The 18980-nt window shown below is 69.6% G+C and carries 22 protein-coding genes and 1 rRNA gene; 14 read left to right on the plus strand and 9 right to left on the minus strand.

The features are described from left to right. Positions 1 to 85 precede the first annotated feature (85 nt). Both AOM45_RS43465 and AOM45_RS43470 read left to right on the plus strand, forming a co-directional pair. Positions 86 to 586: an ATP-binding protein gene (locus AOM45_RS43465; protein WP_030471873.1), complete on the plus strand. Its 501-nt coding sequence runs from the start codon at positions 86 to 88 to the stop codon at positions 584 to 586. A gap of 56 nt (positions 587 to 642) precedes the next feature. Beyond that, positions 643 to 1020 (plus strand): hypothetical protein, encoded by a 378-nt coding sequence (locus AOM45_RS43470; protein WP_030471872.1) that lies wholly within the window; start codon positions 643 to 645, stop codon positions 1018 to 1020. Positions 1021 to 1060: 40 nt separating this feature from the next. On the opposite strand, the gene AOM45_RS43475 is transcribed toward AOM45_RS43470, so the two are convergent. The 3 genes from AOM45_RS43475 to AOM45_RS43485 all read right to left on the minus strand — a co-directional run bounded on the left by AOM45_RS43475 (position 1061) and on the right by AOM45_RS43485 (position 2247). Next, positions 1061 to 1381: a hypothetical protein gene (locus tag AOM45_RS43475; RefSeq protein WP_030471871.1), complete on the minus strand. Its 321-nt coding sequence runs from the start codon at positions 1379 to 1381 to the stop codon at positions 1061 to 1063. Between the two features lie 180 nt (positions 1382 to 1561). Then, a complete protein-coding gene (locus AOM45_RS43480) occupies positions 1562 to 1972 on the minus strand; it encodes a type II toxin-antitoxin system VapC family toxin (protein ID WP_030471870.1) in 411 nt (136 codons plus the stop codon). Beyond that, complete coding sequence (locus AOM45_RS43485; RefSeq protein WP_030471869.1) at positions 1960 to 2247, minus strand: type II toxin-antitoxin system Phd/YefM family antitoxin; 288 nt, start codon at positions 2245 to 2247, stop codon at positions 1960 to 1962. Before AOM45_RS43485 ends, AOM45_RS43480 begins: the two co-directional genes overlap by 13 nt. Positions 2248 to 2319: 72 nt before the next feature. Between AOM45_RS43485 and AOM45_RS43490 the strand changes: the two genes are divergently transcribed. Both AOM45_RS43490 and AOM45_RS43495 read left to right on the plus strand, forming a co-directional pair. Beyond that, complete coding sequence (locus AOM45_RS43490; protein WP_035912847.1) at positions 2320 to 3039, plus strand: DUF72 domain-containing protein; 720 nt, start codon at positions 2320 to 2322, stop codon at positions 3037 to 3039. After that, positions 3036 to 4748, plus strand: a complete 1713-nt coding sequence (locus AOM45_RS43495) for a glycoside hydrolase family 5 protein (RefSeq protein ID WP_030471867.1) — start codon at positions 3036 to 3038, stop codon at positions 4746 to 4748. Before AOM45_RS43490 ends, AOM45_RS43495 begins: the two co-directional genes overlap by 4 nt. Here the strand turns inward: AOM45_RS43495 and AOM45_RS43500 are convergent. Continuing rightward, positions 4703 to 5464: an arylamine N-acetyltransferase family protein gene (locus AOM45_RS43500; protein WP_081902584.1), complete on the minus strand. Its 762-nt coding sequence runs from the start codon at positions 5462 to 5464 to the stop codon at positions 4703 to 4705. The genes AOM45_RS43495 and AOM45_RS43500 overlap by 46 nt on opposite strands. 17 nt (positions 5465 to 5481) lie before the next feature. Between AOM45_RS43500 and AOM45_RS43505 the strand changes: the two genes are divergently transcribed. The 6 genes from AOM45_RS43505 (at position 5482) to AOM45_RS43530 (ending at position 13084) form a co-directional block, all read left to right on the plus strand. Next, positions 5482 to 6303 carry a DUF72 domain-containing protein gene (locus AOM45_RS43505; protein WP_030471865.1) on the plus strand — a complete coding sequence of 274 codons (822 nt, stop codon included), beginning with the start codon at positions 5482 to 5484 and terminating at the stop codon, positions 6301 to 6303. A gap of 41 nt (positions 6304 to 6344) precedes the next feature. After that, a complete protein-coding gene (locus tag AOM45_RS43510; protein ID WP_030471864.1) occupies positions 6345 to 6701 on the plus strand; it encodes a peptidase inhibitor family I36 protein in 357 nt (118 codons plus the stop codon). Positions 6702 to 6868: 167 nt separating this feature from the next. After that, positions 6869 to 9226, plus strand: a complete 2358-nt coding sequence (locus AOM45_RS43515; protein WP_051784419.1) for an AAA family ATPase — start codon at positions 6869 to 6871, stop codon at positions 9224 to 9226. Beyond that, complete coding sequence (locus AOM45_RS43520) at positions 9223 to 9609, plus strand: hypothetical protein (RefSeq protein ID WP_051784418.1); 387 nt, start codon at positions 9223 to 9225, stop codon at positions 9607 to 9609. Before AOM45_RS43515 ends, AOM45_RS43520 begins: the two co-directional genes overlap by 4 nt. Before the next feature lie 8 nt (positions 9610 to 9617). Next, entirely contained in the window at positions 9618 to 10457 is an 840-nt protein-coding gene (locus AOM45_RS43525; RefSeq protein ID WP_030471861.1) for a metallophosphoesterase family protein, read from the plus strand. Continuing rightward, positions 10454 to 13084 (plus strand): AAA family ATPase, encoded by a 2631-nt coding sequence (locus AOM45_RS43530; protein ID WP_030471860.1) that lies wholly within the window; start codon positions 10454 to 10456, stop codon positions 13082 to 13084. Before AOM45_RS43525 ends, AOM45_RS43530 begins: the two co-directional genes overlap by 4 nt. Here AOM45_RS43530 and AOM45_RS43535 read toward each other — a convergent pair. Further along, positions 13065 to 13538, minus strand: a complete 474-nt coding sequence (locus AOM45_RS43535; RefSeq protein ID WP_051784417.1) for a very short patch repair endonuclease — start codon at positions 13536 to 13538, stop codon at positions 13065 to 13067. The genes AOM45_RS43530 and AOM45_RS43535 overlap by 20 nt on opposite strands. 36 nt (positions 13539 to 13574) lie before the next feature. On the opposite strand from AOM45_RS43535, the gene AOM45_RS43540 reads away from it, so the two are divergent. Next, positions 13575 to 14207, plus strand: a complete 633-nt coding sequence (locus tag AOM45_RS43540) for a hypothetical protein (protein ID WP_030471858.1) — start codon at positions 13575 to 13577, stop codon at positions 14205 to 14207. Here AOM45_RS43540 and AOM45_RS43545 read toward each other — a convergent pair. Continuing rightward, complete coding sequence (locus AOM45_RS43545) at positions 14196 to 14438, minus strand: hypothetical protein (protein WP_030471857.1); 243 nt, start codon at positions 14436 to 14438, stop codon at positions 14196 to 14198. The two genes, AOM45_RS43540 and AOM45_RS43545, sit on opposite strands and share 12 nt — an antisense overlap. Positions 14439 to 15097: 659 nt before the next feature. Here AOM45_RS43545 and AOM45_RS43550 point away from each other — a divergent pair. Both AOM45_RS43550 and AOM45_RS43555 read left to right on the plus strand, forming a co-directional pair. Then, complete coding sequence (locus AOM45_RS43550; protein WP_156094243.1) at positions 15098 to 16036, plus strand: XRE family transcriptional regulator; 939 nt, start codon at positions 15098 to 15100, stop codon at positions 16034 to 16036. 121 nt (positions 16037 to 16157) lie between these two features. Next, positions 16158 to 17075 carry a hypothetical protein gene (locus AOM45_RS43555; RefSeq protein ID WP_030471855.1) on the plus strand — a complete coding sequence of 306 codons (918 nt, stop codon included), beginning with the start codon at positions 16158 to 16160 and terminating at the stop codon, positions 17073 to 17075. Here the strand turns inward: AOM45_RS43555 and AOM45_RS43560 are convergent. After that, positions 17048 to 17848: an NAD(P)H-binding protein gene (locus tag AOM45_RS43560; RefSeq protein WP_051784416.1), complete on the minus strand. Its 801-nt coding sequence runs from the start codon at positions 17846 to 17848 to the stop codon at positions 17048 to 17050. The two genes, AOM45_RS43555 and AOM45_RS43560, sit on opposite strands and share 28 nt — an antisense overlap. Positions 17849 to 17936: 88 nt before the next feature. On the opposite strand from AOM45_RS43560, the gene AOM45_RS43565 reads away from it, so the two are divergent. After that, the gene (locus AOM45_RS43565; protein ID WP_030471853.1) at positions 17937 to 18296 is read left to right on the plus strand and encodes a nucleotide pyrophosphohydrolase; all 360 of its coding nucleotides are present in this window, start codon (positions 17937 to 17939) and stop codon (positions 18294 to 18296) included. Between the two features lie 180 nt (positions 18297 to 18476). Here AOM45_RS43565 and AOM45_RS43570 read toward each other — a convergent pair whose 3' ends face one another. Both AOM45_RS43570 and rrf read right to left on the minus strand, forming a co-directional pair. After that, positions 18477 to 18641, minus strand: a complete 165-nt coding sequence (locus AOM45_RS43570; RefSeq protein ID WP_156094242.1) for a hypothetical protein — start codon at positions 18639 to 18641, stop codon at positions 18477 to 18479. Positions 18642 to 18811: 170 nt separating this feature from the next. Next, positions 18812 to 18928 (minus strand): 5S ribosomal RNA (gene rrf, locus AOM45_RS43575). Between the last annotated feature and the right edge of the window lie 52 nt (positions 18929 to 18980).

An 18980-nucleotide genomic window follows, 5' to 3' on the forward strand; every position in this document is an offset into this window, starting at 1 on the left:
CTCGCTGTTCGAAGCCCGGCTCCCATCTCGACGGGAGCCGGGCTTCGCTCGTAACAGCCCCTGGCACGCGACCGCCGTTGTCGGTGTGGCGCGCCTTTCGGAACGGATCAGCGCCGCCCGGCGGCGGGCGTTCGTCGGGCGTGACGCCGAGCTGGACCGGTTCCGCCGCCTCCTCGCGCCGGACGCCGACGAGCTGATCCTGTTCGTGCACGGGCCGGGCGGGACCGGCAAGTCGACGCTGCTGCGCCAGTTCGGCTTTCTCGCCGAGGAGTCCGGCAGGCAGACCGTGTGGCTGGACGCGCGTGAACCACAGGTGCCGAGCATCGACCACGCCGCCGTGCTGGTCGACAACGCCGTCGCGCAGGCCGCGCGAGTCATGGAGGCCTCACCACGCGACCGGCGGGCGTTCCGGGCACTGCACCACACGTACCTGCAGCCCGCCGAGACCCAGGTGGCCGCGGCTGACCTGCTCGGCCTGCCCATGACGACCTACCGGCGCCACCTGGCGACCGGACTGGCCCGGATCACCGAGATCCTGTGGCAGGAAAGTGGACACGAAGTGGTCGTGGAACGGTCTGCCGACTGACCATTTCGCGCTCCTACCTTCTGCACATCGCACAACCACCGCAGAAGGAGCACCCGATGATCACCAAGCTCGCCGTCGCCACCGGCACCGCCGCCGTCGCCCTCGCCGCTCTCGCCGGCACCGCCTCGGCCGGCCCCGCGGCCACCAGGACGCTGGCGCCCGGCCAGCAGTGGTGCGTCAGCCAGTACGCCTCGTACCAGGTGAGAGGCGACGGCTCCGCGACTTCGCAGGGCGCCAAGTTCAAGATCCAGTACAACGGCGTCGCGGTGCCGGGCACCGGTTCGCCGGGCCTCGTGCGCTACTGGTCCGCCGAGCTGCGGACGGCCAACGGCACGTTCCCGGGTCCGGGCTACTACAGCGCGTGCGCCACGAACAACGGCACGGCGAACACCACCGTCACGCTGCAGATTCGCACCGACAGCGAGTTCTTCTGAGGTCGTCCGCCGACGCGTCCGGTTCAGCGAACCGGACGCGTCACTCCTCGATTTCGGGCTGGTACTGCTCCACGCTGCCGTCCTGGCGGATTAAGTAGGCGTCGATGTTCGTCGCCCGCAACGTCACCTCGGACCCGGCCACCAGGTCCCGGTAGCGCAGCAGGTCGGGCAGTCCGATCGCGACGACGTCGAACGGGTGCTTCTGGCGCAGCATCAACGACCGGCGCAGGGCCTCGCTGAACGCCCGGCGGGGCGAGTCGTCTTCGTCGGGAACCTCCACCAGCGCGCCTTCGAGCTGACGTTCGAGAGCGGCCCGCACCTGGTCTGCGGTGCACCAGGCCGCGATCTCCGTGAGAGTCATGTGTCCCGTATCGGCGAAAATGACGGGATCATTAGCAGTCCGGATGTTTCGATCAGGTCATGGTGTTGCGCCCCGCGATCCTCGTCGACGTCGACGGCCCGCTTCGCGACCGCGGCGATGCGGGACGTGGCCTGGACCGCGACGGCCGGCACGCACGCCCTGTTCCGTTCTCCGGGCCGGTCAGACCTGCCGGATCGGCACGACCTCCACGAGCCGTTGGACGTCCTTGAAGTCCTTGACGTTCATGGTCAGCACCGGCAGGCCCGCGACCGCCGCCGTGGCCGCGATCTGCAGGTCCATGCGCCGTGGCCGCGGCGACCGGCCGGCCCGGCGCACCAGCGAGGCCATCTGCCCGTAGACCTTGGCCTCCTCCACGCCGAACGGCAGCACCTCGAACGTCTGCAGCGCCGCGTAGTACCGCTCCGTGCGGGCGAAGCGCTCGACCGGGTCCTCCGTGTCGAGCCCGAACGCGAGCTCCGCGATCGTGACCGCGCTGAGGAACGGCTGGGCGTTCAGGTACTCGCCCAGGTCAGCCCGCTCGAGCCTGATCACCACACAGGTGTCGAGCAGGCAGCGGTTCACTCCTGCCACGGGTCTTCCAGCGGGTCGTCCGCGCCGAAGACCTCGTCAGCCGCCCTCCGGTCCGCCTCCCAGCGGTCGGCGTCGACTGGCGGCAGCGTGCCGAACAGCACCTGGATGTCACCGAGCGGCGGACGGGACACGGGGTCCTCCCGATACGGCGAGAGCTGGGCGACCGGCTTGTTGTTGCGGGTGACCACGAAGCTCTCACCCGCCTCGACACGCCGCATGATCTCCGCGTTGTCGTTGCGGAGCTCACGCTGCCCGATGGCTTTGAGCTGCTGCATGACACCAATGTAGCTCACATCCCCGATAAGTGCTACAGAGTAGCTACAGGCACCTGCGGCTACCCAGACGACATGATCAGGATCGGCACGTCTGGCTGGCGCTACCCCGAGTGGCGCGACGGCTTCTACCGCGGCATCCCCCAGCGGCTCTGGCTCAGCCACCTCGCCGCGCACGTCGCCACGATCGAGATCAACGGCTCGTTCTACCGGCTCCAGCCGCCGTCGAACTACCAGAAGTGGGCCGCCCAGACGCCCGGCGACTTCCTCTTCGCCGTCAAGGGTTCACGGCTGATCACGCACCACAAGCGCCTGCGTCACGTCGAGGACGCGCTGAAGACCTTCACGTCCTCGCTCGCACTCGGCACCAAGCAGGGCCCGATCCTCTGGCAGCTGCCGTCCACCCTGCGCTTCGACGAGGCGGTCCTGCGGGACTTCCTCGCGATGCTTCCACCAGGCAGGCACGCTCTCGAACCCCGCCACGAGTCGTTCCGCACCGACGCGTACTTCGACGTGCTGCGCGCGCACAACGTCGCTCACGTCGTGTCGGACGCACCGACGTTTCCGTGCATCGAGGCCGTCACCGCCGACTTCGCCTATGTACGCCTGCACGGCCATGACGAGCTGTACATCAGCTCCTACGACGACAAGCAGCTCGACGAGTGGGCACGGAAGATCCGCGACTGGGACCGCGACACCTACGTCTACTTCGACAACACCATGGAAGGCGCCGCGCCTCGCAACGCCGAAGCTCTGGCGCAATGTCTAGACCAACCGCTAGCTTCACGTACGTGAATATCACTCGCGTCTCGGCCACCCTGCTCCTGGCCGCGAGTCTCGTAGCTCCCGCGCAGGCGGAACCGGCGTCCTGGACCGGTCCGCTGAGCACGCGCGGACGGTGGATCGTCGACGCCCACGGCGACCGCTTCAAGCTGAAGTCCGGCAACTGGCACGGTGCGAGCGGCACCTGGAACGGTTCCGGCGACATCAACGACCCCGCCAACCACCACGCCGGCGAGAAGGCCGACCAGGTCCCACTGGGTCTCGACCGCGCGTCGGTGCAACAGATCATCAGCGGCTTCAAGGAGATCGGCGTCAACAGCGTCAGGCTGCCGTTCTCCAACCAGATGATCAAGGACACCAACCCCGTCCGCGGCCTGAAGGACGCGCAGCTCAACGGCAAGCGGCCGCTCGAGATCTACGACGCGGTCGTGGCGGAACTGACGCGCAACGACCTCGCCGTCATCCTCAACAACCACACCACCACATCCCGGTGGTGCTGCGGCGTGGACGGCAACGAACGGTGGAACACCAGCCAGAGCACCGACCAGTGGATCAACGACTGGGCGTTCATGGCGAACCGCTACAAGGACAACAAACGCGTCGTCGGCGCCGACCTCTACAACGAGGTGCGCCGCAACGTCTGGGACGACCCGAACTGGGGCTGGGGCAACGACCACGACTGGCACAAGGCGTCCCAGCAGGCCGCGGACCGCATCCAGCAGACAGCACCGGACCTGCTGGTCATCGTCGAAGGCATCAACTGGACGGGCATCCCGGTCGACGGCTTCGCGCACGGACGCCCGACGCTGGAACCGGTGCGGTTCCTCAGCCACACGCTCGCCAACCCCGACAAGCTCGTCTACTCGGCCCACTTCTACGGCTACACCGGACCGAACCACAGCGGCGCGACGGGGATCGGCGAGACGACCGACCCGCGCTACCAGGACCTGTCACCCCAGGAGCTGACCGACGTCCTGCAGCGCCAGGCGTTCTACATCACCGAGGCGCAGAAGCACTTCACCGCGCCGTTGTGGATCAGCGAGTTCGGCGTCGGCGGCATCGACGAGTCGAACCAGAAGGCACGCGACTGGTTCGAACGCTTCGTCGACCAGCTGATCGCCAAGGACACCGACTTCGCGTACTGGCCGTTGGTCGGCTTCCACACCAACAGGACCGGCAACAGCTGGGCCCTGCTGCGCTGGGACTCCAACGGCAACCGCATCAGCGTCAACGACGGCGACGACTGGCGCGCGTCGGCGTGGAACCGGCTGATCAACGCACCGGGCCGCACCGGTCAGATCCCGACCGAGACCCGGTGGAACATGCTGCTCAAGGAATCGTGCCCACAGAACGAGAAGCTCGTCGGCATCAGCCACACGGGCAACCGCGGGCTGTGCGTCAGCGGTCCACAGTGGAGCAACACCACCAGGGTCACCAACGAGCAGCACGTGACCACCGACTGGGCCGTCGGCTACACGAAACTCCAGTGCCCGCAGGGGAACGCGGCCGTCGGCTACGCGAACTTCACGCTGGTCTGCGCGCCGGTCGCCACCGGGACGACCACGCGTGTCCTGTGGTTCGACCGCGGCGACAACCGGCCGGACCAGGGCGGCGACTGGGCGAACGGGCACTACAAGGGTCAGTGCGCGCAGGACGAGCACATCGCCGGCGTCGCCTACAACTGGCGCAGGACTCCGGACGCGTTGCTCTGCCGAAAGTGACTCTGTTCGAATTTCATGGCGAAGTGTTCCAGGAAGGCGGCCGCGGGATCCTCGACGGGAGTCGAGGTCTTGTGGCCGTCCTTCGTGATCACGACCTTCTCGTCCGTCACGGTGATCCGCCCGTCGAGCCTGGCCAGTGACGCCCGCGGCGCCTTGCGGAAACCCGACTCCGGCGCGGTCTGCTGCCACCAGCAGGCCGGCACGAACTCGGCGAGCTCACGCGGCCGCCGCTCCAGCCGGTACACGGGCGCGCCGTCCATCAGCACGTCGACGTCGTCGCCGTGGTCTACCAGCCGGAACACCCCGAACGGGTCCTTCTGGTCCTCCCGCGACGCCCACGACAACGGGTGCAGGGAGAACGCTCCGAACCCGACGTCGACCAGCCACGAACCGTCCACCAGCAACGCCACGTGGTCGAACGGCGGCCCGAACCGCTCCCCGTTGAACACCCGCGCGGCCAGCAGCTCGACGGAGTGGCCCAAGTCCCGCAACAGCTCCGCGAACAACCCGTTGAGCTCGTAGCAGAACCCGCCACGACGCTGCACCACGATCTTGTCGTACAGCCACGGAATCTCCAGCACGATCCGGATGTCCATGTGGGTGTACAGGTTCTCGAACGGGACGCTCAACAGGTGGCGTTCGTGCAGCTCCACCAACGACGACGAACGAGAGGCGCCGATGCGCTGCAAGTAGGAATCAAACACGACTGCGTCCACCGTGCCACGATAACCACATGGGCGAGGTCAGGATCGGCACTTCGGGATGGGTCTACCCGCCCTGGCGCAGCACGTTCTACCCCAAGGGCGTCACGCAGAAGCGCGAGCTGGCCTACCTCAGCGAGCAGCTCGGCTCGGTCGAGATCAACGGTTCGTTCTACTCGCTGCAACGCCCGTCGAGCTACCTGAAGTGGGCCGCCGAGACGCCGGACGACTTCGTGTTCTCCGTCAAGGGAAGCCGTTTCATCACTCACATGAAGCGCCTCAAGGACGGCCACGAGCTCCTCGCGAACTACCTCGCGTCCGGAGTGCTCGCCCTCGGCCCGAAGCTCGGCCCGATCCTCTGGCAGCTCCCGCCCACGCTCCAGTTCGACGCGGACCTGCTCACCCGCTTCTTCGAAAGCCTCCCCCGCACCACCACCGAGGCCGCGAAAGTCGCCGAACGCCACGACCACCGCGTGGACCCGGCCCACACCACCACGGACGCCGAACGGCCGATGCGCTACGCCCTGGAAGTCCGCCACGACAGCTACAAGACGCCGGAGTTCGTCGACCTGCTGACACAGCACGACATCGCGCTCGTGGTCGCGGACGCCGCGGGCAAGTACCCGTTGATCGAAGAGGTCACCAGCGACTTCGTCTACGTCCGGCTGCACGGCCACGACGAGCTCTACGTCAGCGGCTACACCGACGAGGGCCTCGACGCGTGGGCGGAGAAGGTGCGCGGCTGGGCGAAGCAGGGTGACGTGTACGTGTACTTCGACAACGACGCGAAGGCGTACGCGCCCCGCGACGCCATGAAGCTGCAAGAGCTGATCCAAGATCGTCTCGCCGATTGATCCAAACGGACGCACACTCGTTCTCTGACGGAGGTGCGCCCATGTCGACGAAGAGCCTCATCGCCGCGTTGGTGATCACTGCGGGAGCGGTTGCCTCCAGTGGGATCGCGGTAGCGCAGAGTGACAAGAACTGCGACAAGGGTGAGTTCTGCGTGTGGGCCGGACCGGACTACACGGGGGCTGTGCAGCGGCTCGACCTGGAGTCCGCGAACCCCGCCGAGTGCATCACGCTCACGCTCGTCGGAAGATCGTTCGTCAACCGCCTGAGCAGGGACGCGAGTGTCTACCAACGCGAGAACTGCTCGACGGAGGCGGAGTTCACCACCTACCCCAGACACGGCACGTACGTGCCCGACGCGTACTTCGTCATCAGGGCGCTGGAAGTGTGGGGGCCATAACGAGGGCGGACTACTTTAGTCACCCTATGTAACACCACCCGATCGTGTGAGTACTCACCAGTAGGTCTCATTTGGTGCCTAGGTTGCCGCCCTATCGAGTGGTGGCAGCTGGAGGAAATGTGACCGTGGCGGGTGAAGCCGGGTTACTCGAACTTATGGCCGGGCGATTGGCCAAAGACGATCTCACCCCACGTGCGGCGGAACTGGTGCTGGCGGCGTGCCGAGGCGAAGCGGCGCTGGAGCGCGCGCTCGCCGGCGTGCCCGCAGAGGACACCGCCGTACCGCGAGAGCGGACGGACGGCCCCGGCCAGGGCATCTTCGTGTCGGAGATCCGCGTGCGCGGCTTCCGGGGCATCGGTCCCCAGGCGCGCCTGCCGCTGGCGCCGGGTCCTGGACTGACCGTCGTCACCGGACGCAACGGCTCGGGCAAGTCGAGCTTCGCCGAGGCCGCCGAACTGGCGCTGACCGGCTACAACGCCCGCTGGACCCGCGCGCGGCACGACGTGTGGCGGCAGGGGTGGCGCAACCTGCACCAGAACGACACCGCCGTCGAACTGGAGCTCGTCCAGGCGTCGCTGCCGGACCGCACGACGATCCGAAGACGCTGGACGCCCGACGAGGACCTGGCACAGGGCGAGTGGACGCAGGACGGCGCGCCGTTCGACGACCGCAGGTGGCACGACGCGTTGGAGACCTACCGGCCGTTTCTGCCCTACAGCGAACTGGGAACCGTCCTCGACGCGCAGCCCGAGGACCTCTACGAAGCGTTGCACCGTTTGCTGGGGTTAGAGGCTATAACGGAAGCTCAACAGTCTCTCGCCGAACACCGCAAACGCCTCGCCGAGATCGTTGCCCGCCCCTACGACCGACGTGAACGCGTGCGCGCGGAGCTGGCGGCGTCGCAGGACGAACGCGCCCGTCGCGCCGCGGCGCTGCTCGGCAGCGACTCCCCCGACCTCGACGCGATCGCGGACCTCGCACTCGGCGCGGAGGTCGGCAGCGGAACGAACCTGCTGCACCAGATCGTGGACCTGACACTGCCGCCGGACGACGAGATCGACCGGTGCCGCGAGACTCTCGATCTGGCGCTAGGGGCTGTAACTGTCGTTGCGACGGACAACGCGCAGGACTCGCTCAGGTGCAGCGAGATCCTGCGGCTCGCGATCCAGCTGCAGGAGTCCGGCGGCAACCAGTCGTGCCCGGTGTGCGACCTCGGCCGCCTCGACGGGCTGTGGCTGGCCAAGGCCAAGGAACGCGCCGAGCACCTCGCGAAGGCCGCCGCGGAGCTGCACGAGGCCGCGGACCGGCTGGACGTGGCCGTGGCGGCCACGCGGGCGTTGTGCCAGCCGGCGCCGGACGTGCTGCTGGAGGCGCAGGACATGCTCGACACGACGACCGCGCTGCAGGCGTGGCAGGCGTGGGAGCACTGCGTCGCGATCGACGACCCCGTGCGGCTGCGGCGCGAGTTCTTCGACCGCTACGCCGAACTGGTGGCGGTCGTCGAGCAGCTGAAGTCCGTGGCGCGCGAGCAGATCGACCGGCGCGACCTGGTGTGGCGGCCGATGGCGATCGCGTTGTTCGAGTGGCATTCCCAGGCGCAGCAAGCGCTTGCGGACGCCGAGGTGCTCGCCGACGTGACCGAGGCGGAGAACTGGATCCGCAAGACCGCGGCCACGCTGCGGTCCGAGCGCATCGCGCCGTTCGCCAAGGAGTCGCAGCGGATCTGGCAGCGGTTGCGGCAGCAGAGCAACGTCGACCTGGGCGCGGTGCGGCTCGGCGGCACCCGCAACGTCGAGCTGGACGTGTCGGTCGACGGCGTCTCGAACTCGGCGCTCGCGGTGATGAGCCAGGGCGAGCTGCACTCGCTGGGACTGGCGTTGTTCCTGCCGCGCGCCATGGTGGACGAGAGCCCGTTCCGGTTCGTCGTGATCGACGACCCGGTGCAGGCGATGGATCCGTCCAAAGTGGATGGACTCGCGCAGGTGCTCGCCGACGTCGGGCTCACCCGCCAGGTCGTGGTCTTCACGCACGACGAACGGCTGGTGGAGGCGCTGCGGCGGTTGCGGCTCGCGGCGACGGTCTGGGAGGTCTGCCGCGGCGAGGAGTCCGTCGTGCAGGTGCGGATGTCCGACGACCCGGTCGGCCGGTGCCTGAACGACGCCCGCGCGATGCGGGGCGACGAGGACCTGCCGGACGCGTTGCGGGCCGAGCTGGTGGCGTCGTGCTGCCGGGCGGCCCTGGAAGCGGCGTCGCACGCCCGGTTCCGCCGTGAACGGCTCGGCCGCGGGATGCCGCACGCCGAGGTGGAACGGGTGCTGGAGTGCGCGTTGACGACCAGGCAGAAGATCGCGCTGGCCGTGCTCGACGACCTCGCGGAGCCCGCGAAGCTGTTGCCGCACCTCGAGGACGTCGTCGGTTCCTGGGCGGTCGACCTGCTGCAGGCGTGCAGGGTCGGTGGTGACAGCGGCGATCTCGACGTGCTGATCCGCGACACCGAGTTGCTGGCGGGGTGGTTGCAGCGATGAACGTTCCCTCTGACGTGCAGGACCGGCTGACCTGCGTCGCGAACCTGCTGGCACGCCCGGATCAGCTCGACGGCGTCCGGATACGGTGCTGTGCCGAGCTGTTGCGCACGGCGGTGGAGCGGTCGGTGGCCCGCGCTTGTGGCGCCGAGGACACGGATCAGCCCGTACACGCGTTGCTGATCAACCTCGCGTCTCATGTGGACGCCGACGTGGCGCACGACGCGTCCCAGCTGTGGCACGCGTTGAGCCGCGCGATCCGGCACCACGGTTACGAGCTGACCCCGACCGTCGCGGAGCTGAGCGGCTGGCACTCCGACACCGCGGCGGTCGCCGCGGCTCTCCACCCGACCCTGACCCTGTCCGGCACCATCGAGATCACCTGAAGGCACCGGTGAAACTGCTGCTGTTCGCGGACCTGCACCTGGACACGCGCTTTCCCAGCGCGGGTCCCCTGCGGCGCCAGGCGTTGCGCGACACGCTGGGCCGCATCGTGGACCTCGCGGAGGAATCGAAGGCCGACGCGGTGCTCTGCGCCGGCGACCTGTACGAGCACGAGCGCTGCTCCCCTCACACCGCCTCGTTCCTGCAGTCGTCCTTCGACTGCTCGGTGCCGGTGTTCCTGGCGCCGGGCAACGACGACTGGTACGGGCCGCAGTCGGTCTACCAGCAGGTGGACTGGTCGCCGAACGTGCACGTGTTCTCCTCGGAGTCGTTGACGCCCGTGGAGCTCACCGACGGCATCACGCTGTGGGGAGCCGCGCACGTCGGCCCCGGCCCCGCGCGCGACTTCCTGGACGGCTTCGCGGTGAACCGCGGCGGGGTGAACCTGGCCCTGGGCCACGGTTGCGCGCCGGAGGACGTCGAGATCACCGGGCTGGACCACGCGTTCCTGGGACACGTGCACACGCCGGAACACGCCGTCCGCTACACGTTCCCCGGCAACCCGGACCCGCTCACGCCGGGCGAGACCGGTGAACGCGGGGCGGTGCTGTGCACGGTGCACGAAGACGGCACGGTGTCGCGTGAGGTGTTCGACGTGTCGGCGTCGCGGTCGCTGGGGCTGCTGGCCGAGCGGGCCGAGGCGTTCCCGTCGCTCGACTTCGACTCCGTCGCCGCGGAACGGACCGTGCGCGGCCAGTTCGTGCGCGACGTGCTCGCGGACCCGTCCCTGGACACGGCGTTGCGCGGCCGCGTGCTCGCAACGGGCCTGCGCGCGCTGGAGGAACGATGAAGATCGAGTCGGTGACCGCGCACGCGTTCGGTCCGCTGCACGACCGGACGTTGCCGCTGGCGCCCGGTCTGACCGTGGTGTCGGGCGTGAACGAGTCCGCGAAGTCGTCCTGGCACGCCGCCATCCGGGCCGCGCTGTGCGGTGAACCGTCGGCGCGGCACCGTCCGTGGCAGGGCGAGTCGTGGCGCGTGACGGCGATGGTGTCGCTGGCGTCGGGCGAAGTCGTTGCCGTGGACCGGGATCTGAACGACGACTCGGCGCCGGACGTCGCGCGCCGGGTGGGCCTCGACCGCACGTCGTTCGCCGCCACCGCCTGCGTTGACCAGGCGCAGCTGCTGACGGTGCTCGACGCCGCAGACGGTCTGCAGGAACACCTGCGCCGTGCCGCCGCCACGGCGGGCACGGACGGCACGGTGGAGCAGGCGTTGAAACGGCTGAACGCGCCCGTGGACGCGTTGCGGGAGGCGCGGAACCGCTTGCGCGAGGCGGAAACCGACCTCGGCGTGGCTCGGCGCGAGCACGTCCGGTACCTGGAGCTGAGCGCGCGGGCGAGGCTTGCCGCCGCGGCTCGTGCCCGCCTGGCCGTCCAGGAGCACGCCGCGTCGATGGAGGCGTTGTCCCAGCGGGTGGCCCGGCTGACCGAGTTGCAGAAGCGCTTCGGCGACTCGCCGCCGTCCGGTCTCGCCGCGCAGGAGGAGCTCACGCACGTGGTGAACCGCGCGCTGGCCGCGTGGCGTGCCGCCCCGACCCCGCGCGTGCTGACCGGTCCGTCGGCGGCGACCCTCGAAGGCGAGCTCGAAGCCCTGCCGGAGTTCCCGGTCGGTGAGACCGCGGTGGACGACGAACTCCGTGTCGTGGCAACGGCTTACGAGACCGCGGCCGCCGTGGCCGCGGCGCACAACGAGCGCAGGCCGTCACCCCCGACCACCGCTGAACCGTCGGTGCTGCGGGGCCTGGCCACGCGCCTCGACCCGGCCGCCGGTGGCCGCCTGACCACCGCGTCGATCGAGGTGGACACCGCCCGCCAGATCCAGGACGAGGCCGCCGCGAACGCAGCGCGCGCCCAGGTCGAGGCCGACGTGGCGGCGGCTCGCGTGCACGAGATCGCCGTGCCGAACCCGTTCCTGCGCAACGCTTTGCTGGCTCTGAGCTGCCTGACCAGCGTCGTGGGTCTGCTGCTGTTCGTGGTGGGCCAGCAAATTCCCGCCGTCGGTGTGCTGGTGGCCGCTCTCGTGGCCGGCGTCGGTGGAGCCCTGTCCCGGGGCAACGCGGCCCAGCGCAACGCCGCGGTCGCCTTCGCCGCCGAGCGTGCCGCGGCGGCCACCGACGCACGAGCCGTGCTGTTCCACGCGGACCGGGCGCTCGCCGAAGCGGAAGGCCAGCGCGCCGTGGCGTCGGAAGCCGTGCGCGTGCACGACGAAGCCGCTGCCCGGTGCGCCGCCCTGGGCATCCCAGCCGACCGCGAGACGTTGTGGCGCCTCGCGAACCGCGCCGCCTGGGAGGCGGAGCACGCCGACCTGATGTCCGAGGTGGCCCGCACCGAGAAGGCGGTGCGCGTGGAACTGGCCGCCCGCGGCAAGGTCGAGGCGGGCATGTCCGTGCCGGATCTGCTGGTGGACTACGAAACCGACTGCAAGGTCCGCGCCCGCCAGGCGTTGATGGCGGCCCAGCGCCCCCTTCTCGCCCAGGCACTGGAAGACCGTCGTCTGGCGGAGTCCACCGTCGCCGAGGCCACGGTCGCCCACACCAGAGCCCTGGCCCTGCTGCGCCACGCCGTGACGGCCATCGGCGGCACCGGCGAGCGCCCGGAGGACCTGCTCCGCGCGATCGCCGAGTGGCAACGGGGCTGGGACCGGATGCTCCGCGAGGCGGAAGAGGAGCGCAACGCGTGGGCGGAGCTCCAGAACCTGTTGGCGGAGGGCACGGTGAACGACCTGGAGACAACCCTCTCCGCCGCCCAGACCGAGCACGCCGCGCTGATCGAAACCGCGGCCCGCTACGCCGCCTGCGACCCGGTGGACCCGACCCTGGCCACAGCAGCCGACGCCCTGGCCGCCACAGTCACCGAACTGGCCCGCAAACTCCCCAGCGTCCCGGACGCGGAGGAGGCCGTGCAGGCGGCCACCGCCGTCCTGACCGAGGTGACGGCCGAAGTGGAAGCCATCGACCTGGCCTCCCGCTACCTGACGGCCGCCCGCGAGAAGGTGCACAGCACCATCGCCCCGGCCCTGGAAACCACCCTCCGCACATGGCTACCGTTGGTGACCGACGGCCGTTACGTGGACGCCGCCGTAGACCCGCAGTCCCTGACCGTGCGGGTGTGCTCCTCCTCCGAGACGTGGCACCAGGCTTCACGCCTGTCCTTGGGCACCGCCGAACAGATCTACCTGCTGCTGCGCGTGGCCCTCGCCCAACACCTCGCCACCGAGCCGTGCCCGCTGCTGCTGGACGACGTCACGGTGCAGGCCGACGACGCCCGCACCCGCGCGGTGCTGGACCTGCTGCTGAAGCTGTCGGAGGACCGGCAGATCGTGCTGTTCGCGCAGGAGACCGCGGTGCTGGAGTGGGCGCGGGAGCGGCTGGGTGAGCGGGACGTGCTGCACCAGCTCACGCCGGTGGCGGCCTGACCGGTCTTCGAGAGGTCACCAGCGCGGCGACCCGGACGGCGACTTCGTCCGGGTCGTCGTGCTCCCACACCCGCACGACGAGCCATCCGGCGGCCGTGAGCTGCGCGTCGGTGTCGCGGTCGCGGACGACCACGCCGTGCAGCTTCACCCGCCACCACTCGCGGTTCGCCTTCGGCAGCTGCCCGTGCTCGGGGCACGAGTGCCAGAAGCAGCCGTCGACGAACAGGGCGATGCGCGGCCCGCGGAACACGACGTCGGCTCGCCGACGCCGGTTGGTGCCGGGCGGTGCGACGTTCACGAGGTAGCGCAGCCCCCTGCGGTGCAGCGCCCGGCGAACCGCCAGCTCCGGCGCGGTGCCGACCCGCCGGGTCCTGCGCATCACCCCCGAGGTCGCCGCGGAGCTGGCTCCAGGCGCGGGCCCCGGGTCGATGTAGCGGTACACGACCTGCAGCATCCCGGAATTGTCAGACCCCGTCGCTACCGTCACCCCATGACCAACGCCGCCTTCCGCAAGCGCACCCCCACCACCGACGAGAAGCTCGCCGACCTGGGCCTGCGCCTCGCGGTCCTGGACCGGGCGATCGCCGCCGGCATCGACGCGCGCGCCGCCTCGCCGCCGTTCGGGCCCACCAACGCGCCCGGCCTGCTCGACTGGATCCACCGGGTCGGCACGCTCCGCCAGCTCCTCGCGAGCGAAGGCTGGCAGCGCCTCGACCACTGGAACGCGGGCCTGATCCGCCACCCGTCCCGCCCGATCCTGCTGGGCACCCTGCAGGGCAACCGCGGCACGGGCTCGCCGGACGCGCCGTTGCGCAGCGACTACGCGAAGGGACCCGCCATCGCGGCGATGATGCGGGACAACGACCACGACCAGTTCGCGCTGTTCGAGAACGCGCGCAGCGAAGGACTGAAGCTGTGGTTCCTGGTGACGTACCCGTTGCAACTGGAGGACCGGCTCGTGGTGCTGCGGGAGGTGTCGCAGCCGGAACCCACGCCCCAGAACCAGGTCATCGAGCGCTGGGCGCACCGGATTCCGTTGCCGCCGATGGAGTTCCCGGTGCTCAAGACGCCCAATGTGGACGGTCCGGAGGAGGTGGACTTCCCGATCGCGCTACGTCGTTGAGGCGACGCCGAACGCGACCTCCGCCAACGCCCCCGCGCCAACCAGCAGCACGAGCGTGAGCACACCGAGCAACACCGCCGCACCGCGCCGGCCGGTGCGCCTCGTCCTGTGGTTCGCATGGAAGCCGAGCACAGCGCAGGCGATCGGCGCCGCCCACACCGGATGCGGCCACCTGACCACGCCGGCCACCGACAACGCGACCAGTGCCAGCCCGAGCAGCCACGCACCCACGTGAGCGCTACGCGAAGTCGGGTCGCCGCTCGGGGTCACCGGCTCGAAGCTGCGCGGGACAACCGCACCGCGCTGAGCAACGCGTCTGCGCCGCGCAGAATCAGGTCGGCCGCCGCGACCGGCTCGAGCCCACCTGGGACAGTCGCGGCGAGCTGAGCGAGGCAGACCAAGCGACCACACCCACGCCGCCCAGAATCGGGTGGCCCAGCCCCTACCGACTCAAACCCACGCCGGACGGACGCCGTGCGCTGGGCAACGCCAGACCCAGCAACCACGCCTGCGCTACGCAGAATCCGGTCGCCCAACGCGACCGGGCTCGAGCCCACACCGCACGGCCGCGGCGCAGTGTCCAGCACCAGACCAAGCGACCACGCCTGCGCTGCGCAGTGTCCGGTCACCCCGACGTCGCTGGCCCGAAGCGGTTCGGTCAGTCACGCCACCCTGCGCAGCGCCAGACCAAGCATCCACGCCCGCACCGCCGGAATCGGGTCGCCCACCTGCCACCGGCTCAAGCCCACGCCGGGCAGCCGCACCACCCTGAGCAACACCAAACCAAGCAACCACGTCCCCATTGGACGCAAAGCCGAGTCACCCCCGCGGGCCCACGCGGGGCAGCCGCGGCGCGCTGAGCAGCCGCCGTCCTGTCTACCGGGACCCGCGTGGCAGCTCGCCGCGCCACCGGTGACAATGACCGGATCATGCTCACGCCCTCGCGACTCACGCTCGCCCGCACCCGGCGCGGACTCACCGCGGCCGAGCTCGCGCGCAAGGCCGGCGTGCAGGCGCGGGCCATCGGTGAGTACGAGCGCGGCGTGCGCAGGCCCAAGGCTGCCACCGTCGAGTCGTTGGCCGGGGCGCTCGGGTTTCCGGCCGCGTTCCTGAGTGCGCCGGAGCCGCCGCGGCCGCAGAACGCGCCGCACGACGCCCAGGCCACGGCGGCGGCGCAGTTGGCGATCGAGTTCAACGGGTGGTTGGAGCGGCTGTTCGTGTTGCCGCAGCCGGATCTGCCGCCGCCCAGGACCTCGCCGGGTCGCACTCGCGATGCGTGGCGGCTTGCGGCGGGGCCGGCGCCGAACATGGTGCAGCTGCTCGAGTCGCACGGCGTGCGGGTGTTCTCGTTGCCGGTCGACTGCGCCGGGCAGGAGGCGTTCTCCTGCTGGCACTTCGGGACGCCGTACGTGTTCCTCGACCCGACGGTCACGCCGGAGCAGGCCAGGTTCGACGCGGCGGTGCAGCTGGCCGTCCTGCTCGGGCACGACGAACCAGCCGAGTTCGCCGCCGAGTTCCTGATGCCGCACCAGCTTCTGGCCGGTACGGACCACCGGCACTGGCACGTGGCCAGGGAGCGGTTCAGCACGCGGGCGAACGTGCACAGCCTGGCGCCGGGTGGCATGGCGCGGCGGGAGTCGTCGAAGCTCCTCACCAAGGTGTTCAAGGTTCTCCGGGAGCACGGCACGACGCCGCTGCACGTCGCCAAGGAACTCAATCTCGGGCTGGAAGAGCTCAACGGTCTGGTGTTCGGCTTGGTGCTGACCGCGCTGCCCGGCGGCGGAGAACGCGGGCCCCGAGGGCGTGCGCGCCTCACTCTCGTTCACTGACTGGTCACAGGCTGCAATTTTTTGGCCCGTTGTATTAGACCAAACGAGCGATTTGTGAAACGCATCGCTCGGCATCCCCGACACTGAGAGTGACGGGAAGCCGAGTCGTGAGGATGCGCCCATGACGATGCAGCAACGCACAGAGCCATCGCCCGCCGCAGTTCTGATCTCCGTTGCCGTGCTCGCGTTGGTTCTGACCGTTGCTTTCGGCCCGCTGGGCTTCGTCATCGGGCTCGCGTTGTTCGCGTTGATGTTCATCGGCAGCAAGAAGAAACCCGCCGAACAGTCCACGTCGTCACGTACGCGCTCCCGGATCCGGCGCCTGTCCACGGCGGGACGCGTCGCGATCGTCGGCGAGTCGTACTACCAGGACGCCATCGCCGAGGTGGCGAGGCACGCGACGGCGCACTCGCCGGACGAGCCCATCCCCGCGACCGCCGTGCTGGTGCCGGAGCCTTCCGACGGGCACGACCGCCAGGCGGTGCGGGTCGACCTGCTGCGCGGCGATGGCTGGGCGGTCACCGCCGGCTACCTGCGCACTGATCAGGCTGCCGACTACCAGCCGCTTCTGCTCGAACTGGCCGAACGCGGCGAGGTCGGTTCGTGCCCCGCCCGCATCATGGGCGGGGGTCAGCGCCACTACGGCGTGCACCTGCAGCTCGGTGCCCCGCGGCTGTTGCTGCTCGACCACGAGGCTCTCGGCACGGCACCGACCATGCCCGCCGAACACCAGGTCACCGTCACGGGCGAAGAAGCGCATCAGCACGTGCTGCACCGCGTGGTCAACGGACACACCCCGGTGCACGTCATCGCCGAGCTCCGCGACTGCCGCATCGCCAAGGGCTCGCACACGGGCGAACACACACTCGAGGTGCTGCTCGAAGGCGAATGCATCGGCCAACTCTCCTACGCGATGGGTCTGCGCTACTGCGACGTGGCGCAGGAGTGGCGCGCCCGCACGGGGCGCGCGCTCTGCGAAGCGGTCATCGTCAACGAGGGCACGCGCGGCCTTCACGCGAAGCTGCTGCTGCCCAGGTAGTCCGCAAACGTTCGCGGCTCACGGCCGAGGACCCGCTGCACCCCGTCGGACAGGTGTGCCTCGGCTCCCGTCCGGATGCGCACCAGCAGCATCGTGACCAGCTCGGCGATCTCGTCCGGGTACCCGAGCCCGCGCAACGAGGCCGCGAAGTCGTCCGGGGCGACGTCCGTGTAGAGGACGGGGCTGCCGGTCACCGCCACGATCCGCGCGAGCATCCCCGCGAACGACAACGACTCGGGCCCGCTCAGGTCGTAGGTCTCCCCCGCGTGACCGGGCCGCGTGAGCGCCGCGACGGCGACCTCTGCGATGTCGCGGACGTCGATGAACGGGTGCACGCCCTGCCCCGCGGGCACAGCGAGCTCGCCGTGCCGCACAGGCTCCGCGAACATGTCCTCGTCGAAGTTCTGCATGAACCAGGTGGGACGCAGGATCGTCCAGTCGGCCCCGGAGTTCTTGATCGCCGCCTCGAACGGGTCGTCGTCCGGCGCACCCCGCATGGACAGCAGGACGAACCGGTTGACGCCGGCCTTCACGGCCACCGGCACGAAGTCGGCGAGCGCTGCCGGGTTCTCCGGCGGCACGACGTAGACGGCGGTGGTGCCGGCGACGGCGGGTTCCCAGGTGCCGGGGAGAGACCAGTCGAACTTCGTGGCGGACGACCTCGACGCCGGACGAGCGGCAGGACCGAGGAGTTCGGTGACACGACGACCGGTCTTGCCGGTGGCGCCGAGCACGAGGACGGTGGACGACTTGATTGCGCTCAATGTTGACATGACTAGAGCCAATCAACATTGACGCGGACGATCCATGCTTGATTGACCGCCATCCTTGCTCGTTCGTCCACGTGGTACTTAGTGGTGCATGAGTCAGCGTGATCTCGTGGACCTGAGGGACGCCTTGCGGGCGTTCGCCGCTGCCCGCGACTGGGACAGCTACCACACGCCCAAGAACCTGGTGATGGCGTTGTCTGCCGAGGTCGGCGAGCTCACCGACCTCTTCCAGTGGCTGACGCCCGAGGAAGCGGCGAACGCGATGAACGACCCCGATCTCGCCTGGAACGTGCGGGACGAGCTCGCCGACGTGATGCACTACCTCACCCGGCTGGCGGACAAGCTCGGTGTCGACCTCGTCGAGGCCGCGTTCGCGAAGATCGAACGCAATGAGCGCCGGTTCCCCACCGGAAGCCTGACACCGGTCCCGGTCGAGAAGGGCGAACTGTGAGTCGGCGAAGCGCCGTCCCCCTTGCGATAGCACTTCCCCGCGGAGAACGGCGCTTCCGTGTTCAGCGTCGACAGGACGACCTGGATTCGCGACCACCATGTGGGTCCCGGTCCAGGGTCCTGGCGCCGACCGCCGGCCCGTGATCGGCCGAGCCGTCGCGCTCGACGCGCTGCGGTCCCGCTAGAGGTACGTGAGCAGGAGAAGGATCAGGCACACCAGCAGCACGACGCCGAGCACCGCGGGCAGGAGCGACTGCGAGGACGGCGCGGGCTCGCGGGCGTGCCTGCCCCGCCTCCTGCGCGCTCGCCACCGCAAAGGTGCCTCCCCTGCCCACTGCTCATTCATGACGATCACGGTAGGGAGGAACAACCTGCGCTTGACCTGCATCACCCGCTCGCCTGCGCCTCATCACCCGGTCGGCGGCTCAAGCGGACACGACCCCTCGCGGACGGGGCCAGAACACAAAAAAGCCCTGCGGGGAGCGCTTGTGGCGCTCGACCCGCAGGGCAAATTAAGTTCGGCGGCGACCTACTCTCCCACACCGTAACCAGTGCAGTACCATCGGCGCAGAAGGGCTTAACTACCGGGTTCGGAATGGGACCGGGTGTTTCCCCAACGCTATAACCACCGAAACACTATGAAATTACAACCAACGATGAGCCGAAGCTCGAACCGGTTCTGGTT

The sequence above is a fragment of the Lentzea aerocolonigenes genome, assembly GCF_000974445.1.
GTDB classification, from domain to species: Bacteria; Actinomycetota; Actinomycetes; order Mycobacteriales; family Pseudonocardiaceae; genus Lentzea; species Lentzea aerocolonigenes.

What these genes read in the sequence shown, in the direction of transcription:
- AOM45_RS43470 (WP_030471872.1), top strand. Translation starts at nt 643, where the DNA reads ATGATCACCAAGCTCGCCGTCGCCACCGGCACCGCCGCCGTCGCCCTC.
- AOM45_RS43475 (WP_030471871.1), bottom strand. Translation starts at nt 1,381, where the DNA reads ATGACTCTCACGGAGATCGCGGCCTGGTGCACCGCAGACCAGGTGCGG.
- AOM45_RS43485 (WP_030471869.1), bottom strand. Translation starts at nt 2,247, where the DNA reads ATGCAGCAGCTCAAAGCCATCGGGCAGCGTGAGCTCCGCAACGACAAC.
- AOM45_RS43490 (WP_035912847.1), top strand. Translation starts at nt 2,320, where the DNA reads ATGATCAGGATCGGCACGTCTGGCTGGCGCTACCCCGAGTGGCGCGAC.
- AOM45_RS43505 (WP_030471865.1), top strand. Translation starts at nt 5,482, where the DNA reads ATGGGCGAGGTCAGGATCGGCACTTCGGGATGGGTCTACCCGCCCTGG.
- AOM45_RS43510 (WP_030471864.1), top strand. Translation starts at nt 6,345, where the DNA reads ATGTCGACGAAGAGCCTCATCGCCGCGTTGGTGATCACTGCGGGAGCG.
- AOM45_RS43520 (WP_051784418.1), top strand. Translation starts at nt 9,223, where the DNA reads ATGAACGTTCCCTCTGACGTGCAGGACCGGCTGACCTGCGTCGCGAAC.
- AOM45_RS43530 (WP_030471860.1), top strand. Translation starts at nt 10,454, where the DNA reads ATGAAGATCGAGTCGGTGACCGCGCACGCGTTCGGTCCGCTGCACGAC.
- AOM45_RS43535 (WP_051784417.1), bottom strand. Translation starts at nt 13,538, where the DNA reads ATGCTGCAGGTCGTGTACCGCTACATCGACCCGGGGCCCGCGCCTGGA.
- AOM45_RS43540 (WP_030471858.1), top strand. Translation starts at nt 13,575, where the DNA reads ATGACCAACGCCGCCTTCCGCAAGCGCACCCCCACCACCGACGAGAAG.
- AOM45_RS43555 (WP_030471855.1), top strand. Translation starts at nt 16,158, where the DNA reads ATGACGATGCAGCAACGCACAGAGCCATCGCCCGCCGCAGTTCTGATC.
- AOM45_RS43560 (WP_051784416.1), bottom strand. Translation starts at nt 17,848, where the DNA reads ATGTCAACATTGAGCGCAATCAAGTCGTCCACCGTCCTCGTGCTCGGC.
- AOM45_RS43565 (WP_030471853.1), top strand. Translation starts at nt 17,937, where the DNA reads ATGAGTCAGCGTGATCTCGTGGACCTGAGGGACGCCTTGCGGGCGTTC.
- AOM45_RS43570 (WP_156094242.1), bottom strand. Translation starts at nt 18,641, where the DNA reads ATGAATGAGCAGTGGGCAGGGGAGGCACCTTTGCGGTGGCGAGCGCGC.